The sequence below is a fragment of the Altericroceibacterium xinjiangense genome, assembly GCF_003958635.1.
Lineage (GTDB): Bacteria > Pseudomonadota > Alphaproteobacteria > Sphingomonadales > Sphingomonadaceae > Altericroceibacterium_A > Altericroceibacterium_A xinjiangense.
The window spans coordinates 211,850-228,007 of record NZ_RSEK01000004.1 but is presented as its reverse complement, the minus strand read 5'-3'; the positions used below and the strand labels follow the sequence as shown (position 1 = coordinate 228,007).

General features: G+C 65.0%; 17 protein-coding genes. 5 read left to right on the top strand and 12 right to left on the bottom strand.

Annotated features, from left to right (window positions below; all coding sequences use genetic code 11):
- Positions 1-18: 18 nt before the first annotated feature.
- Positions 19-438, top strand: coding sequence for a hypothetical protein (locus ELY13_RS06660; protein ID WP_126173103.1), 420 nt, complete (start codon positions 19-21; stop codon positions 436-438).
- Here the strand turns inward: ELY13_RS06660 and ELY13_RS06655 are convergent.
- From ELY13_RS06655 to rpmH, 9 genes are all read right to left on the bottom strand, one after another.
- Complete coding sequence (locus ELY13_RS06655; RefSeq protein ID WP_241233575.1) at positions 435-1,745, bottom strand: dicarboxylate/amino acid:cation symporter; 1,311 nt, start codon at positions 1,743-1,745, stop codon at positions 435-437. The genes ELY13_RS06660 and ELY13_RS06655 overlap by 4 nt on opposite strands.
- Positions 1,742-2,875, bottom strand: coding sequence for a succinyl-diaminopimelate desuccinylase (dapE, locus tag ELY13_RS06650; RefSeq protein WP_241233574.1), 1,134 nt, complete (start codon positions 2,873-2,875; stop codon positions 1,742-1,744). The genes ELY13_RS06655 and dapE overlap by 4 nt, the downstream gene beginning before the upstream one ends.
- A complete protein-coding gene (locus tag ELY13_RS06645) occupies positions 2,872-3,540 on the bottom strand; it encodes a glutathione S-transferase family protein (RefSeq protein WP_126173101.1) in 669 nt (222 codons plus the stop codon). Before ELY13_RS06645 ends, dapE begins: the two co-directional genes overlap by 4 nt.
- Positions 3,541-3,651: 111 nt before the next feature.
- Entirely contained in the window at positions 3,652-4,746 is a 1,095-nt protein-coding gene (locus ELY13_RS06640; RefSeq protein WP_126173100.1) for an extracellular catalytic domain type 1 short-chain-length polyhydroxyalkanoate depolymerase, read from the bottom strand.
- 106 nt (positions 4,747-4,852) lie between these two features.
- Complete coding sequence (gene yihA, locus ELY13_RS06635) at positions 4,853-5,491, bottom strand: ribosome biogenesis GTP-binding protein YihA/YsxC (protein WP_126173099.1); 639 nt, start codon at positions 5,489-5,491, stop codon at positions 4,853-4,855.
- The gene (yidC, locus tag ELY13_RS06630; protein ID WP_126173098.1) at positions 5,488-7,245 is read right to left on the bottom strand and encodes a membrane protein insertase YidC; all 1,758 of its coding nucleotides are present in this window, start codon (positions 7,243-7,245) and stop codon (positions 5,488-5,490) included. Before yidC ends, yihA begins: the two co-directional genes overlap by 4 nt.
- Before the next feature lie 30 nt (positions 7,246-7,275).
- Entirely contained in the window at positions 7,276-7,485 is a 210-nt protein-coding gene (gene yidD / locus ELY13_RS06625; RefSeq protein WP_206435993.1) for a membrane protein insertion efficiency factor YidD, read from the bottom strand.
- Positions 7,482-7,853: a ribonuclease P protein component gene (rnpA, locus tag ELY13_RS06620; protein ID WP_126173096.1), complete on the bottom strand. Its 372-nt coding sequence runs from the start codon at positions 7,851-7,853 to the stop codon at positions 7,482-7,484. The genes yidD and rnpA overlap by 4 nt, the downstream gene beginning before the upstream one ends.
- A gap of 143 nt (positions 7,854-7,996) precedes the next feature.
- Complete coding sequence (gene rpmH / locus ELY13_RS06615) at positions 7,997-8,131, bottom strand: 50S ribosomal protein L34 (RefSeq protein WP_126173095.1); 135 nt, start codon at positions 8,129-8,131, stop codon at positions 7,997-7,999.
- Between the two features lie 164 nt (positions 8,132-8,295).
- Between rpmH and ELY13_RS06610 the strand changes: the two genes are divergently transcribed.
- The 3 genes from ELY13_RS06610 (at position 8,296) to hmuQ (ending at position 12,570) form a co-directional block, all read left to right on the top strand.
- The gene (locus ELY13_RS06610) at positions 8,296-9,804 is read left to right on the top strand and encodes a YifB family Mg chelatase-like AAA ATPase (protein WP_126173094.1); all 1,509 of its coding nucleotides are present in this window, start codon (positions 8,296-8,298) and stop codon (positions 9,802-9,804) included.
- A 73-nt stretch (positions 9,805-9,877) separates the two neighbouring features.
- Positions 9,878-10,738, top strand: a complete 861-nt coding sequence (locus tag ELY13_RS06605) for a formate/nitrite transporter family protein (RefSeq protein WP_126173093.1) — start codon at positions 9,878-9,880, stop codon at positions 10,736-10,738.
- A 1,385-nt stretch (positions 10,739-12,123) separates the two neighbouring features.
- Positions 12,124-12,570, top strand: coding sequence for a heme-degrading protein HmuQ (gene hmuQ, locus ELY13_RS06600; RefSeq protein WP_241233573.1), 447 nt, complete (start codon positions 12,124-12,126; stop codon positions 12,568-12,570).
- Positions 12,571-12,917: 347 nt separating this feature from the next.
- On the opposite strand, the gene ELY13_RS06595 is transcribed toward hmuQ, so the two are convergent.
- Positions 12,918-13,304 (bottom strand): GNAT family N-acetyltransferase, encoded by a 387-nt coding sequence (locus tag ELY13_RS06595; RefSeq protein ID WP_241233572.1) that lies wholly within the window; start codon positions 13,302-13,304, stop codon positions 12,918-12,920.
- A 220-nt stretch (positions 13,305-13,524) separates the two neighbouring features.
- On the opposite strand from ELY13_RS06595, the gene ELY13_RS06590 reads away from it, so the two are divergent.
- The gene (locus tag ELY13_RS06590; RefSeq protein ID WP_126173092.1) at positions 13,525-15,261 is read left to right on the top strand and encodes a chloride channel protein; all 1,737 of its coding nucleotides are present in this window, start codon (positions 13,525-13,527) and stop codon (positions 15,259-15,261) included.
- A 29-nt stretch (positions 15,262-15,290) separates the two neighbouring features.
- Here the strand turns inward: ELY13_RS06590 and ELY13_RS06585 are convergent, their stop codons facing one another.
- Both ELY13_RS06585 and ykgO read right to left on the bottom strand, forming a co-directional pair.
- Positions 15,291-15,953, bottom strand: coding sequence for an HAD family hydrolase (locus ELY13_RS06585; RefSeq protein WP_126173091.1), 663 nt, complete (start codon positions 15,951-15,953; stop codon positions 15,291-15,293).
- 74 nt (positions 15,954-16,027) lie between these two features.
- Complete coding sequence (gene ykgO, locus ELY13_RS06580) at positions 16,028-16,153, bottom strand: type B 50S ribosomal protein L36 (RefSeq protein ID WP_004210176.1); 126 nt, start codon at positions 16,151-16,153, stop codon at positions 16,028-16,030.
- Between the last annotated feature and the right edge of the window lie 5 nt (positions 16,154-16,158).

Below are 16,158 nucleotides of genomic sequence, written 5' to 3'. Positions count from 1 at the left end.
CCTGCGTTAGGAGATGCCATGGGCCTGCGTCCGTTCCTGCTCGTTCCCGCCGTCCTTGCCGCCAGCGCCTGCAGCGCCGAAATGGAGCGGGAGCCGATCGCCCGAGCGCCGGGGATCGAGGCACTGGGAGAGCCGGTCAATTGCCTGCCCCTGAACCGCATCCGCGACACGACGGTCCATGACGACTTCACGATCGATTTCGAGACGGTCGATGGCCAGACCTACCGCAACACCCTGCCCCGGCAGTGCTACAGCCTGGGGTTTGAACGGCGCTTCGGCTACGCGACGTCGATCAACCGGCTGTGCAGCACCGATATCGTCAACGTGCTCTATTCCGACGGGCGTCGCGGCCCCGGCTGCGGGCTGGGCGAATTTCTTCCGGTGCGGGTGATCCGCCAGGAACCCGGTGCCGAACCGGTGGTCCGCCCCGCGTCCTAAATGGCCTGCGCTTCCCCGCTGCGGGCGCTGATCACCGTCGCGGCGACCAGATCCCCGATCACGTTCAGCGTCGTGCGGCACATGTCGAGGAAGCGGTCGACTCCCAGAATAAGGCCGATGCCCTCCGGCGGCACGCCGACCCCGCCCAGGATCAGCGCGATCACCGGCAGCGATCCGCCGGGAACCCCTGCCGTGCCGACCCCGGCCAGGATACAGATCAGCATCACGAACACCTGATCCGCGACTCCCAGTTCGACCCCGAAGAACTGGGCCAGAAACAGGACCGTCACGCCTTCGAACATCGCGGTCCCGTTCTGGTTGGCGGTGGCGCCGATGGTCAGGACGAAACGGGCGACGCGGCCCGGCAGCTTCAGCTCCTTGTCCGCCACCCGCAGGGCGGTCGGCAGGGTGGCGTTGGAACTGGCGGTGGAAAACGCCATCAGGCTCGCTTCCCGCGTGCCCTTGAAGAAGGCGATCGGGCTGCGCCCCGCGCCGAACTTCAGCAGCAGGGGAAACACCACGAACATCTGGACGCCAAGCGCGAGCAGGACCACCCCGACGAACGCGGCAAGCTTGACCAGCAAGTCCCAGCCGAATTGCGCGGCAAGGTTGAACATGAAGCAGAAGATCGCCAGCGGGGCGAGCTGGATGACGATGCCGATCAGCCGCATCGACACCTCGAACACGCCTTCGATCGCGTCCTTGAGGGTTTCGGTGCGGCGGGTGTTCACCAGCAGCAGACCGATGCCGAAGAACAGCGCGAAGAACATCACCGCCAGAATGTCGTTGTTGCTCATCGCGCTGATCACGTTCGACGGCACGATCGCGATCAGCTGGTTGACCCCGGCCTCGCTTTCGGCCGAGGCGGCAACGATGCTGGACGCGCCCTGGCTTCCCTGGGCCAGCAGGTCCTGCGCGGCCGCCGGGTCCACGCCGCGCCCGGGGCGCAGCAGGTTGACCAGCCCGATGCTGACCGCAACCGCGATGCCGGACACGATCACGGTGTAGATCAGCGTCAGGATTCCCACTCGCTTCAGCGCGCGGATCTCCCCCATTTCGGCAATGCCGACGACCAGCGCCGAAAACAGCAGCGGGATCACCAGCATGAACAGCAGGCGCAGGAAAATCTGCCCGATCGGCCCGGTGACATAAGTGATCACCGTCTCCACCCAGGCGGCGTCGCGGGCGAAGGTGTAGGCCAGCAGACCCGCAACCAGCCCGGCCACGAAGCCGATCAGGATGCGCCATTGCAGCTTGCCGTGCCCGATCGGCGCGGCTTCCTCTGCCATTTCGGCTGCGTCGGTCATTGTCCGTCCTGTTCCAGCGCGGCCAGCGCAATCCGGCGATAGATCCGGGTCAGCGTCTCGAGGTCCTCCAGCGCGACAGCCTCATCGCGCTTGTGCATCGTCGCGTTGAGCAACCCGAATTCGATCACCGGGCACAAGTCCTTGAGGAACCGCGCGTCGGACGTTCCGCCCGTGGTGGACGGTTCGGGGTCGAGCCCCGTCTCCGCTTCCACCGCCCGGGCAACCATCGCGGAAAACGCACCCGGCGGCGTCAGGAACGGTTCGCCGGAGATGACCGGCCGGGCACGGCCGCCGTGGCGGGTGGCGACGTCGGCGATCCGCCGGGCAAGCTCGGCCCCGCTGTGGCAGTCGTTGAAACGGATTGAGATACGCGCCGTGCCCTTCGCCGGGATCACGTTGGTGGCCGGGTTGCCGACCGCGATGTCGGTAATCTCGAGGTTGGACGGCTGAAACCACTCGGTCCCATCATCCAGCTTCAAACCCTCAAGCTCCGTGAGCATCGCGACGAGCCGGGGCAGCGGATTGTCGGCCAGATGCGGGTAGGCAACGTGGCCTTGCGTGCCCTCAACCTCCAGCCAGATATTGATCGATCCGCGCCGCCCGATCTTCATCATGTCGCCGAGCCGGTGAACCGAAGTCGGCTCCCCCACAAGGCACACGTCGGGCGCCTCGCCCCGCGCGCGAATGAAGTCGATCAGCGCGCGAGTGCCGTGAATCGCCTCGCCTTCCTCGTCCCCGGTGATGATGAAGCTGAGCGTGCCTGCATCGGCCGGAATGTCCCTGACTGCCGCCGCCATCGCCGCAACCGCGCCCTTCATGTCGACGGCGCCGCGGCCGTAAAGCAAATCGCCGTGACGCCGAGGCGTGAAAGGCTCCCCGCTCCATCCCTCACCCGGGGGGACGACGTCGGCGTGTCCGGCAAAGGCGAAGTGGCGCGAACCGGCTGGTCCTTCGCGGATCGCGAACAGGTTCTCGACCGCCTCGGCCCCTTGGCCGGCCAGAAAGCGATGGATCGCAAAGCCGTGCGGCTCCAGCATCGCCTGGAGGCAATCGAACACGTCCCCCCGGGCCGGGGTGATGCTTTCGCAGGCAATCAGCTGTTCGGCCAGCTCGGCGGCAAGCCCGGTCAAGCGGTGGGCTCCACCTCGAACTGTTCGATCACCCATTCCTCGTCCTCGGCACCGGCAACCCAGTCCTGCAGCCATTCGTGTTCCCACACCGCGTCGATGTAGGCTTGCGCGAAGCCGGGCACCCGAATGCCGTAAGTGCGGAAGCGCGATGCAACCGGAGCGTAAAAGATATCGGCCGCGCTGAACGTACCGAACAGGAACGGACCGCCCTTGCCGAACCGCGCCCGCGCCTCCGCCCACAGTTGCAGGATGCGGACGATGTCGCGCCGGGCGTCATCACCGATGTGGTGCCCTTCAACGTGGCGGCGGACGTTCATCGGGCACTGGCGGCGCAGCGCGAGGTAGGAACTGTGCATTTCGGCAACCATCGCCCGGGCCATGCCGCGCGCGGCATCGTCCTTGGGCCAGAACCGGTCCCGCCCGACCTTGTCGGCGAGGTATTCCATGATCGCCAGGCTGTCCCAGACGACGGTTTCCCCGTCCCACAGGACCGGGACCTTGCCCGCGGACGGCAGAAACTCGCCGTCGAGCCGCTTCGTCTCCTGCCAGTCGTCCCCGGCGATGTGGACGGTCAGCGTCTCGAACGAAAGCCCCGACTGCTTGGCCGCAAGCCAGCCGCGCAAGCTCCAGCTCGAATAGTTCCTGTTGCCGATGATAAGCTTCATCCGCGCGTTTTCCCCGTTGCCTCCCCCGTCCGTAGTCAATTCGCCCGCACGCTGTCGAGGCTGATCGGGGAAAATCGGTGCTTTACGCCCCGGAAAGGGCCGCGGTGGCCGCTATTTCAGCAATCCGGCCGCCCTCAGCGCGTCCTCGATGATCTTTTGCGGTCCGCCGCTGTCCGGGAAACGAGGGGCGTCGGCTCCCGTTTCCGTCTGGACGTCCGCAGGCTGGCGCACGATGCGCGGCTCTCCCTGCAGCAAACCCCAGACCTTGGCGCTGTGGAGCGTGGAGGAAATGCCGACTTCCAGCATAAAGGCCCCCGGCTCGCCGCAGCCGCATTCACCCTTGGTCGATAGCGGCGTGCCGTGCCCCATCCCCGCGACACGGTATTCCTCGATCAGCAGCTTGCCGTCGGCGTCGCGCCACGCGCGGTGCGGGTGCCCGTCGATCTGGTCCGTTTCGCTGGGCTCCTTGGGAAGGCCATGCACTTCGCGCCACTGTTGCAGGATCGCGTCGGCGTTGGACTGGTCCACCACCGTGTCATTGGTGCCGTGCCAGATGGAAACCACTGGCCAGTCGCCCGCGTGACGGGAAGCGTCGCGGATCGATTGCCCGCTGGTGCGGACCGTGGGACTATGCCCGCGCATCTGCTGAAACGCTTCCTGCACGCTCGCCGCTGCACCGTGAGGCAGTCCGGCGAGAATGGCCCCGCCGGCAAACTTTTCGGGATAGGCAGCGAGCATGACTGAAGTCATCGCCCCGCCCGCCGACAATCCGGTGATGAACACCCGCCGCGGATCAACGCCGTGCTCGGCTATCATCGTATCGATCATCTGCGCGATCGACAGCGCTTCGCCCCGGTCTCGATGCGTATCCGCCGGGTCGAACCAGTTGAAGCACATGTTCGGGTTGTTGCTGCGTTGCTGCTCGGGGAACAGGACGGCGAATCCGTAAGCCTCGGCCAGTTCCGACCAGCCGCTGCCGGTGTCGTAGCCGGCAGCCGTCTGGGTGCACCCGTGAAGCACGACCACCAGCGGGCAAGGCCGATCCGCCTCTTCCGGCGCGTGGAACAAGGCGCCGAGTTGACCGGGATTGGACCCGAAACGGGAAAGCGGACGCAGGCGCGTCGAGGTTTCCCCGGCAAGGCCAAGGCCGCCAGTCGGCAGTCCGACGTAAGGAAGACGCATGATGTTCATCCAGTTGTAGCTCATGCGCCATTGAACGAGCGGGGAGCGGTTTGGTTGCTGCAGTGCAACATATTCTACCGCTGCCCGGGGGCAAAGCCCTTAAACCGGATGGAGGCTTCGGATCGCCGCGTCAGATCATCGCGTCAGCCAGCACCGCCGCGCGCAGTTCCTCGATCCCCATGCCTTTCTCGGACGACGTGACGTGGATCACCGGGAACGCGGCCGAATGCTTGCGCGCCTCGGCTTCCACCGCCGCGCGGGTTTCGGCAAGATCGCTCGCCTTCACCTTGTCCGCCTTGGTCAGCACCAGGCGATAGCCGACCGCCGCTTCGTCCAGCATCCGCATCATGTCGATGTCGGTCGGCTTCACCCCGTGGCGGCTGTCGATCAGCACCAGCGTGCGCTTCAGCACCGGACGCCCGCGCAAGTAGTCGCGCACCAGCCGCTTCCACTTGTCGACCACCTTGATCGGTGCCTTGGCAAAGCCGTATCCGGGCATGTCCACCAGCCGGAACAGCGTGGGATCGCCGACCTCGAAGAAATTCAGCTCCTGCGTGCGGCCGGGGGTTACCGAAGCGCGCGCAATCGCCTTGCGCCCGGTCAGCGCGTTGAGCAGCGAGCTTTTGCCGACGTTCGACCGGCCGCAGAACGCGATTTCGGGCGCTTCCGGCTCCGGCAGGAACTTCAGCTCCGGCGCGGACAAAAGGAATTCGACTCGCCCGGAAAACAGCCGGTTCGCCTGCGTGAGGAGATCGGGTTCCTCGCTCATCCCTTCACCTTCGCTTTCGGCTCAACCTTGGGCGCGGGTTGCGCGGCCTTCAGCTGCGGATGCTTGGAATACAAGTACTTCTGCTGGGCCAGCGTCAGGATGTTGGACGTGATCCAGTAAAGCAGCAGTCCGGCGGCAAACGGCGCCATCACGAACATCAGCACCCACGGCATGATCATGAACATCTGCTGCTGCACCGGGTCCATCGCGCTGGGGTTCAGGCGGAATTGCAGGAACATGGTCAGACCAAGCAGCAACGCCAGGATACCGATCGCCAGGAAACTGGGGGGCGTGAAGTCCAGCAGGCCGAACAGGTTCAGGATCATTGCCGGATCGGGCGCGGACAAGTCGCGGATCCATAGCACGAACGGCTTGTGGCGCATTTCGATCGCCAGCATCAGCACCTTGTACAGCGCGAAGAAGATCGGAATCTGGACCAGGATCGGCAGACATCCGGCCAGCGGATTGACGCCTTCCTTCTTGTACAGCGCCATGATCTCCTGCTGCGCCTTGGGCTTGTCGTCCTTGTAGCGGTCCTGCAGCTCTTTCATCTTCGGCTGGATCGCGCGCATCGAAGCCATGGAAGCGAACTGCTTCTGCGCGATGGGGAACATCAGCAGGCGAATGATCAGCGTCAGCAGGATGATCGCGACGCCGAAGTTGCCGGACAATTCGTAAAGCGTCCGCAGCAGCCAGAAAATCGGCTTTTCGAACCAGCGGAACCAGCCCCAGTCGATCGCAAGGCCGAAATTGGCGATCCCGGCATCTTCATAGGCGTCAAGCGTGGCGCTTTCCTTCGCCCCGGCGAACAGCCCGGTCGTGCGGGTCACCGCCTGCCCTGCAGGCACGGTTACCGGCTGGTACAGCACGTCGGCCCGGTACGCATCGCCGCCCAGCGCGCGGAAAGCAGTCTCGGCGTCGGCACCTTGCTGGGGGACGAGCGCGGACAGCCAGTAGATGTCGGTAAAGCCCGCCCAGTTGGGGCTGCCCGGATGACGGACGGTGCCCGCTTCGGCGACATCGTCGTAGTCCCACCCGAAATCGACCGATCCGTCGAACGCGCCAATCGGGCCGGAATGGACGTTCCAGGTGTCCTGGCTCGCCGTCCGGCTGGTGCGGTTGATGAAGGCGTAAGGCTGCACGACCACTGGACTGTCGCCGGTGTTCTCCACCGTCTGCTGCGCGGTGATCATGTAGCGCTCGTCAATCGTCAGGGTAATGCGGAACACTTGCCCCTGACCATTATTCCAGGTCAGCATCACCGGACTGCCCGGCGCCAGCGGTCCGCCCTGCGCTTGCCAGACGGTCTGCGCATCGGGGACTTCCACCCCTTGCCCGACCCAGCCGAACTGGGCGAACTGCTGGGCGATCGTGCCCGAGGGGGAAAACAGCCGGACCGGGCCGCTGTCCCTGTCCACCGTTTCCCGGTGGGTCGTCAGTTCGATATCGTCGATCCGCGCACCGGCCGGGTTGATCGATCCGATCACGGCAGGCGCCCGGATCGCAACGCGGTTGGTGGTGGCCAGCGCCGTCTCAAGTTCGATCCGCTTCTCGGCGATGTCTGCCGGATCGGCCAGCCCGCCATCGCGGGTTTCGCCGTCGACTCCGGCGGCTCGCTCGACCGGAGTGTCGATTCGCTCGGCACGATCCATCGATGCGGGTTGCGGATAGAGCCGGCTCATGGCGAAATCCCATCCGAACAGGATGAGCGCGCTCAGCAGCACGGCAATGACAAGGTTACGCTGGTTGTTCACGGACGTCCTAAACTTCGTCTGTCCCGGCCATCAGGGCACGGGGTCATAGCCATGCCCGCCCCACGGGTGGCAGCGCATTAGCCGCTTCGTCGCCAGCCATCCACCCTTGATCGCGCCATGCTTTTCCAGCGCCTCGATCGCGTAGGCGCTGCACGATGGGGCATAGCGGCACGTGGGCGGCAGGATGCGCGAAGGCCCAAGCTGCCACAGCCGGGCCACGGCGATGAACACGTGCTTCACTTGCGCGCCCTGGGCTTTCGCGGCGGATCGCCTTTTCCTGCGACCGCGCGGGCCAGGGCGGCGGACAATTCCTCTTGCAGCTTGCCGAAATCGCGCTCGATCCCGCCTTCGCGGCCGATCAGCACGTGGTCATGCCCGGGCAGGCCTTCGTCCGGCAGCGCGGCTCTCAGCAGTTCGCGGAACCGGCGCTTCATCCGGTTGCGGACCACCGCGTTGCCGATTTTCTTGGTGACGGTAATGCCGTAGCGCTTGCCCTGCTCATCGTTCGGCCGGACAAGCAGCACAAATCCGGGCCGCGCCACGCGCAAGCCCCGGTTGGCGGCCAAAAAATCGGCCCGGCGCCGAAGAACCTCAAGTCCGCCGGTCATAAAGCCTCAGCCCGCAAGACTTGAGCCAAGACGCTTCCCGGTCCGCGACCAGCGGACCGCAAGGCCGGGCGGCCGCCGCAGCGCCGTCAGGCGCGAGGGAAGCCAAGGGGCCGAATGGCCCCGCCGGCGCCTGAGGCTGTGAATTAGGCCGAGAGCTTCTTGCGACCGCGCGAACGGCGGGCGCGCAGCACCTTGCGGCCACCCGGGGTCGCCATGCGAGCGCGGAAACCGTGGCGGCGCTTGCGCACGAGATTGCTCGGCTGGAAAGTGCGCTTCATCGTTCAAGTCCTCGAATACAAAAAGGGCCGCCGAGGCGGCCTTCGCTGAGGGCGCGGTTATCCAAGACGACCACCTGAGTCAAGCGCATCCGCGCGTGACGGCACCTCTATAACCCCGCTCGACAAGCGGTGCGCCCGCGTTATGAACCGACACGGGGGTTCATGTGGTCGCACTGATATCGACGGTCGCCTATCTCGGGCTGGAGGCGCGCAGCGTCGAAGTCCAGTGTCAGGTCGCGCCGGGAATGCCGCGCTTCACCGTCGTCGGCCTGCCGGACAAAGCCGTGGGGGAAAGCCGCGAACGTGTCCAGGCCGCGTTGATGGCGATGGGCTTGTCGCTTCCGCCCAAGCGCATCACGATCAACCTCTCGCCCGCCGACTTGCCCAAGGAAGGTTCGCATTACGATTTGCCGATCGCGCTGGCGCTGCTGGCCGCGATGGGCGTCACCGATGCCGAGCAGCTGGCGGACTGGATCGCGGTGGGGGAACTCGCGCTCGATGGGCGGATCGTCCCGTCCCCCGGCGTGCTGCTGTCCGCGATTCACGCCAGCGAGGAAGAAAAGGGCCTGATCTGCCCCCGTGCGCAAGGGGCAGAGGCCCGCTGGGCCAGCGGTGTCCCTGTGATCGCCGCGCCCGATCTGGTCAGCCTGCTCAATCACCTGAAAGGCACGCAGTCCCTGCCCGATCCTCAGCCGGGTGAAGTCGAACCCGGCATGCCGGGGCCGGACCTCAGGCAAGTAAAAGGCCAGGAAACCGCCAAGCGCGCACTGGAAATCGCCGCTGCCGGCGGACACAACCTGCTGCTGGTCGGCCCGCCCGGAGCCGGCAAGAGCCTGCTCGCCAGCTGCCTGCCCGGCATCCTGCCGGATCTCCTGCCGAATGAGGCGCTGGAAGTCTCGATGATCGCGTCGGTCGCCGGAACGCTGGAAGGCGGACGAATCAGCCGCCAGCGCCCGTTCCGCGATCCGCACCATTCCGCCTCGATCGCGGCGCTCACCGGCGGGGGGCTGAAGGTAAAGCCGGGCGAAGTCAGCATGGCGCACCTTGGCGTGCTGTTCCTGGACGAATTGCCCGAATTCCAACGCGCCGCGCTCGATTCGCTGCGCCAGCCGCTCGAAACGGGCGAAGTCAGCGTCGCCCGCGCCAACGCCCACGTCACGTACCCCGCGCGCGTGCAACTGATCGCGGCGATGAACCCGTGCCGCTGCGGCCACCTGGGCGATCCCGCGCTCGCCTGCTCCCGCGCCCCGCGCTGCGCAGCCGATTACCAGAGCAAGGTCTCCGGCCCGCTGCTCGACCGGATCGATCTGCACGTGGAAGTCGATCCCGTCAGCGCCGCCGATCTCGCCCTCCCCCCGCCCGCCGAAGGATCGGCCGAAGTTGCCGCGCGGGTAAGACGAGCCCGCGCGGTCCAGACCGAACGGCTGCGCGGCACGAAAATGCGCAGCAACGCCGACCTTGCGGGAGACGCGCTGGACACCCACGCCACTCCGGACGAAGCGGGACGCAAGCTGCTGCTGCAAGCCGCCGAAGCCATGCGGCTTTCCGCGCGCGGCTACACCCGCATGCTCAGGGTGGCGCGCACGGTGGCCGATCTCTCGGGTTCCGAACAAGTCGGCCGCATCCACGTCGCCGAGGCGCTGAGCTATCGCCGCCAGCCGCCAAGAGCATGACGCAGGCTTCCCTTCCCGCTGGAACAGCTTCCGCCCGCTCGGGTTGAAAAGAGAAGCCAGGCTGACACGAAGAATGACTCGACCTGACCAAGACCTGGGCGCCGAAAAAGGCTCGATCGCGCCCTACCGCGGCATGTTCAACACCGAAGTAGGCCACGCCATCATCGAACTCCAGCGGCCTTCCGCAGGGCTGTTCGCGTCCGGCGTAGTGGCCGGAACCGCAATCGGGATGGCCATGCTTGTTCTCGGAGTTCTGCTCGCGCAGCAGGAAACCGAAGGCACTGTCTTTCGGCTCGGAGTCGGCGCGACCTACGCGGTCGGGTTCACGCTGGCCATTCTCGCACGAACCGACTTGTTCACCGAGTACACCACGATTTCGGTACTCCCCTTGCTCACCGGAGATGTGGGCCTGGGCCCGGTCAGTCGCCTGTGGTTGCTGGTCTACGCGGGAAATCTGACCGGCGGATTCGCGACCGTGCTCCTGGCAACTGCGCTTGGCCCCGGCCTGCAGTTGTTCGCGCCGGCTGACATGGCCGGCTTTGCGCGCCACCTCTCCGATCATTCCTGGTGGGTGATCGTCCTCAGCGGAGTCGCGGCGGGGTGGCTGGTGGGCGTGCTTTCCTGGCTCATTGCCGGAGGAAGGGATACGACCAGCCAGATCGTTTTCATCTGGATTGTCGGGATCACGATCGGGTTCCTCGGACTGCATCATTCGATCACGGGCAGCATCGAGATGCTGATGGCCGCGCTGGGCAGCCCCGGGATCGGTATCGAAACAGTGCTCCACGTCATCGTCTGGGCAACGGTCGGAAACGCGCTCGGCGGAATCCTGTTTGCCCTGCTCATCCAGCAGGCCGTTCGGATTGGCAACGCGTCGGAGGCGAAGGCAGAGAAGGACGAGGACGGCATGGGGAGCCGCCGCGACGGGCGATGAACCGGGTGCATTCGCCCGGTCAGGGGCAAACCCGCAAGGGGAGGCGCAAAGCGAGATCGTCAGGCGGACCTACACACATGTGCGGCCGTCGCGGTGTCGCAATGGGTGGATAGGCGACATTGACTAAGTATCGTGGACTACTGCTTCAACTTCTCGGTCGTTTTCCCAACGGACCCTTAGAACCCACACGTCGAGGAAACTGGGGCATAGGCTCCAGTAGCTGGCGGGTGGGTTTATGGGGAGGCTGTGGGAGTCGCCAAGCAGGTCTATCAATTCACCTCGCGTCTTTCCTTCAACTCCGATGCGATATTTGAGGTCGGCAATCATGCCGCAGCGCGTGTCATCCCTAGGGTAAGCTGTCGGGTCGGCAGCTTTCCAAGCCTGAGCATCGAACGAGCGCGGGAATGTCGAGGTATAGGGGCGGCCCACCAGCCAAGCTGTAGCAAGCGCAAGAACAGCCACTCCGAGGAGGATCAGAACGCCGCAGCCAAGGACACGAGAACGCCTTCCGGAATATGGCATGGGCTACGGTCGCATGAGCGGTGAATATCGGCAATGGGCCGCTGTCAGGCCCTCGTGACGAATGTCGCGAACGAGTGGCAAGCGGATACAAGTTCTTCTGAGCTAGGGGCAGCCTATCGGAGCCACCTCGAGTCCATGAGCTTTGCGGACAAGCCTTATGTCGCCGCCTCTGATGCAACCGCGCAATGCTCCAGCAGGTGCAGCAATCTCGCGTTGCTCGCCAGCTAATGTGCGGACAATCACCGTCGGCTGATTGCCCACGTGGCTGGCCCGAATGCCAAAGCGAACAACCTCACCTGTCTCCCCTTTAGCTGGTCCCATCCTCAGGAAAACTACTGCTCCGCCAATCAGCAACAGAAGCACGATGATGGTGGCCGCTGGCCAGCGCTCACGAACTCGAGGAGCGAAGACGTCCATTCGCGGACCCTACATTCTGCAGGTTAGTTCGACCAGCGGCGACCTTGAGCGCTGGGTCTTTTCAGACCTCAGCCGAATGGCGCGAAAGGGTGGAAAGCGGACATTCAGCCGCACTGGCCGGCGTTACTCCGCAGCCCTATTAGCTAGGGATGCTAATCTGGGTCACCAAAGAAAGCAGCCATGCGCAGACCGACAAACCTAAGGGCTATGGCAGAGGCCAACACGATTAACGCTATAGCTAGGTCCGCCTTTGAGTATCCCCACCCGAGGCGGAAAACTAAGTCGGCTGCGTTTAGCAGTCCTATAAATATGACTACCGCTATAGCGAACAGCGACATCTTGTTGAAGGCTGCGGCCATTTTCTGCCCTCTCATCGCCTACCTCCTAAAGGTGCAGGCAAACGCTGCCGTCTCGCGCGGCGGCGCGTCCCGGCCCACGCGGTCAACGTGGCGGAGTTCGCGAATGTCTGCAATGGGTCGAAAACGGACATCCGCCGTATGCCCAAAGCACCGCCAGGAGTGGCCACTCCGCTTTCCGGTGCGTTGTTCGGCCATGCGCCAATCGAAGAGGTAAAACGGATGTACATCGCAATGAACCGGTTCAAGATCGTCAAGGGCAAGGAGGAGGCTTTCGAGGAGGTCTGGCGCACCCGCGACAGGCATCTCGAAGGGGTGCCCGGCTACAGGGATTTCAAGCTGCTTCGCGGGCCGGAGCGCGAAGACCACACGCTGTATGCCTCTCATACACTCTGGGAGAGCGAGCAGCGCTTCACTGAGTGGACGAAATCCGAGGCCTTCCGACTGGCGCACCGCAACGCTGGCGACAATCGGCCGCTCTATCTGGGCCATCCGGAGTTCGAGGGCTTCACCGTCGTACTCAATTCCAGCGACTGAGTATCGGAAAAGCGGACCTTCCGCTTCTGGGGGGAAGGCGACATTCCCGCTTCCCTACATCCGACCGCCGCGGCAAACCCGATGCGTTCTTTCCCATCGTCGTTTCCGCCGCTTCCAGCCTTTCCTGCGGCCATGCGCGCCTCAGGCAGGCACAGGCTCTTTGTTGCTTCCGGACGAAAGAATATTTTATTTTTCCCGTTCGCGCCGTCTCGTCACTTTCGGCCCGCAAACCCGCAGAAATCTGAGGGTCCATAGCCTGACACCCGATTGTAGGACGTGTCAGGTGTGTCAACCTCAGCAGGCCGTCTCGCCAAAGCGGCGGACGAAGGAGCCAGGGCGATGCCGCATCACAAGTCGAGGTGCAGGAACTGGTTGAACGCGCTCGGCTCGTAGTCGGCGAACCGCTCGCCGCTGCGAAAGCCGTACCGGAGGTACAAGGCCAGCGCCGGCTCGAACTCCGGGCCGCAGCCGGTTTCAAGGCTTAGCCGGCGCACTTGCCGGGCGCGGGCCGCGCGGACGATTTCCTCGAGCACTGCGGCCGCGGCACCCATCCGCAGGAAATCGGGATGGGTGCGCATTGATTTCACCTCGGCAGAGCCATCCGCCAGCATTTTCAGCGCCCCGATGCTGGCGATCCGCTCCCCGGCCCAGGCGCTCCAGACCGTGACAGTCGCCGCCTTCAACCCGGAAAGATCGAGGGCGAACACACTGCCGGGCGGAGAGTTCGCGTGCATTCCTGCCAGATGAAGTGCGAGGAGGGAGCGAGTCTGCTCGCTCGACAAACTGTCTGTGCGGATCGCGAACACAACTTCCCCTTCAGTTTGTTGGCGGCAAAGTAAACCTTGAGGCAAAACGGCTCTCGCCAGAGCATTTCCTACCGCAGCCCTGAACATCTTCAAGAGGGGGATCGCTGAAGCAGTTGCCCGCGCGCCCGTTCCCCCCTAGCCGATAGGAATGGCGCGGCGGGGCACGAAACAGGCAATCCGGTTCCGGCGCTGGCTCCGCTCCAGCGAACTGTCGCTGGTCGTGCTGGCGGCGCTGATCGGGCTTGGCGCCGGGCTGGCCACCGCGCTGATCGGGGCGATGGCCCACGGGCTGCAATACCTGCTGTACGGAGTCGGCATCAACCGGCTGAGCGCGCTCGCATCGATCCGCCACCCCTACAAGCTGCTGGCCCTGCCGCTGGGCGGTCTGCTGCTGGGCGGGATCTACTACCTGTCGCGCAAGCGCAAGGCGCCGGTGGACGTGGTTGAGGCGAACGCGCTGCACGGCGGACGCATCCCGCGCGCGGACAGCTTGTGGGTCACCCTGCAAACCGTGGTGTCCAACGGCTTCGGCGCCTCCGTCGGGCTTGAAGCGGCCTATGCCCAGGCTGGCGGCGGGCTGGCTTCGGTGGTCGGCCAGTGGCTGCGGCTGCGGCGCGCGGACTTGCGCAACCTTGTCGGCGCGGGCGCCGGGGCAGCGATCGGCGCGGCCTTCAGCGCCCCGCTGACTGGCGCGTTCTACGCTTTCGAGGTGGTGATCGGCGCCTATACCCCGGCCGCGATTGTTCCGGTTGCCGCCGCCGCCCTCATCGCCGCGCTGGTCGGCCGCGCCCTCGGAGCGGAGCCATACCTCACCGTCACCGCGATCGCCGAACACATCACCACGCTCGACTACCTGCTGTTCGCCGGGCTCGGGATCGTATGCGCCTTGTGCGGGATCGCGATGATCCGGCTCGAAGCCTGGGTCAGCCGATGGGTCGCCCGCTCAAAGATCCCGGTGTTCCTGCGGCCGATGATCGGTGGTTTCCTGCTGATCCCGATCGTCTGGCTTTCACCCCAGGCGCTGTCGTCCGGCCACGGAGCCTTGCGGCTGGAACTGGCCCTCAGTCCGCCGATCCCGTTCCTGCTGTTCGTGTTCTCCATGAAGGTCGCCGCCTCGATCCTCTCGCTCAGCTTCGGGTTTCGCGGCGGCCTGTTCTTCGCCTCGCTGTTCCTCGGCTCGATGCTCGGCCCCATCTATGCGCAGGCGATCAATGGAATGGCGGGCTACGTGGTGCTCGGAGAACTCGATGCCGCGCTGGTCGGAATGGCTGCCTTCGCAGTGGCGGTGATCGGCGCGCCGATGACGCTGTCGCTATTGGTGCTGGAAACAACGCAGGATTTCGCCCTGACCGGCGCAGTCATCACCGCCTCCCTGTGCGCCACTGCGTTCACCCGGGCCAACTTCGGCTACTCGTTCTCCACCTGGCGGCTGCATTTGCGCGGCTCCAATATCCGCAGCCCGCGCGACATCGGCTGGACCAGCACGCTGACCGCGCGGCGGCTGATGCGCCGTCATGCGACGATCCTGCCTGATCACCTGACAGTCGCGCAGTTCCGGGTCAAAGTCCCGCTCGGCTCCACGAGCCGGGTGCTGCTGGCGGATAACGACCGGAAATATGCCGGGATCGTCGACACGGCACGGGGCTACGATCCCTCGCTCGATCCCGACGCGCCGATTGCGTCCGTCGCCGGGCTGAACAACCAGGCCATTGGTCCAGAGCTAGACATCAGCGCAGTGCTTGACCGGTTCGAAAGGCTCGGCTGCGAGGAACTGGCCGTTATCGACCTCAACGGACGCATCCTGGGAGTGGTGACGGAAAAATACGTCCACCGCCGCTACATCGAGGAAAGCGAGAAGGCGCAGGGCGAATTGTTTGGAGAGTAAAGGTGGAACCGCGAGTGTCGCGAGGCCGCTCAGAGCAGCCCGAGCGCGATCAATTCCTGCTCCAGACGCGCCGCATCGGTGAAGTGGTGCGCCCGCCAGCCGCGCGCCCGTGCCGCTTCCACGTTGGCTGCATTGTCATCGATGAAGAACAGGTCCGGCGGCGGATATCCGAATCGCCGTTCCGCGACCGCATAGATTTCCGGGTTCGGCTTCACGCACTTTTCTACGCCGGAAACCACAATGTCGCCGAAGTGGCGGAACACCGCCTTGTCCGCGCTGAATTCGTCCCAGAACGGGGCGGCGAAGTTGGTCAGGGCGAACAGCGGCACGCCGCGTTCCGCCAGCCGCTCAACCAGCGAATGCGTGCCGTTGACCGGGCCGGGAATGGTTTCGGAGAAACGCGTCGCATAAGCATCGAGCAGCGCCGCATGTTCCGGAAAGCGGGTTTTGCGTTCGGCGACCATTTCGGCCAGATCGCGCCCGGCGTCGTGCTGGAAATGCCATTCCTCGGTCACGACGGCGCCAAGGAACCGCTCCAGTTCGTCTCGGTCCGCAATCAGCTTGCCGAACAGGCACCGCAGGTCCCACTCGTACAGAACCCGGCCTACATCGAACACGGCGGCGCCGGGAACTTCCGACGCCGATGCTTCAGACGGCAGGACCGATCCCGCGTGGGACGACTTCCGGTTCATGGACGCCAAAAAAAGCCCCCAGACGGGGGCTTTTCTCGATCATCGCCGCCGCGGGATGTCCGCGGCGAGCGGGATCAACCCTGGCGCGCCTTGAAGCGGCGGTTGGTCTTGTTGATTACATAGGTCCGGCCGCGACGGCGGATCACGCGGTTGTCGCGGTGGCGGCCCTTCAGCGACTTCAGGCTGTTGCGGATCTTCATCGGTC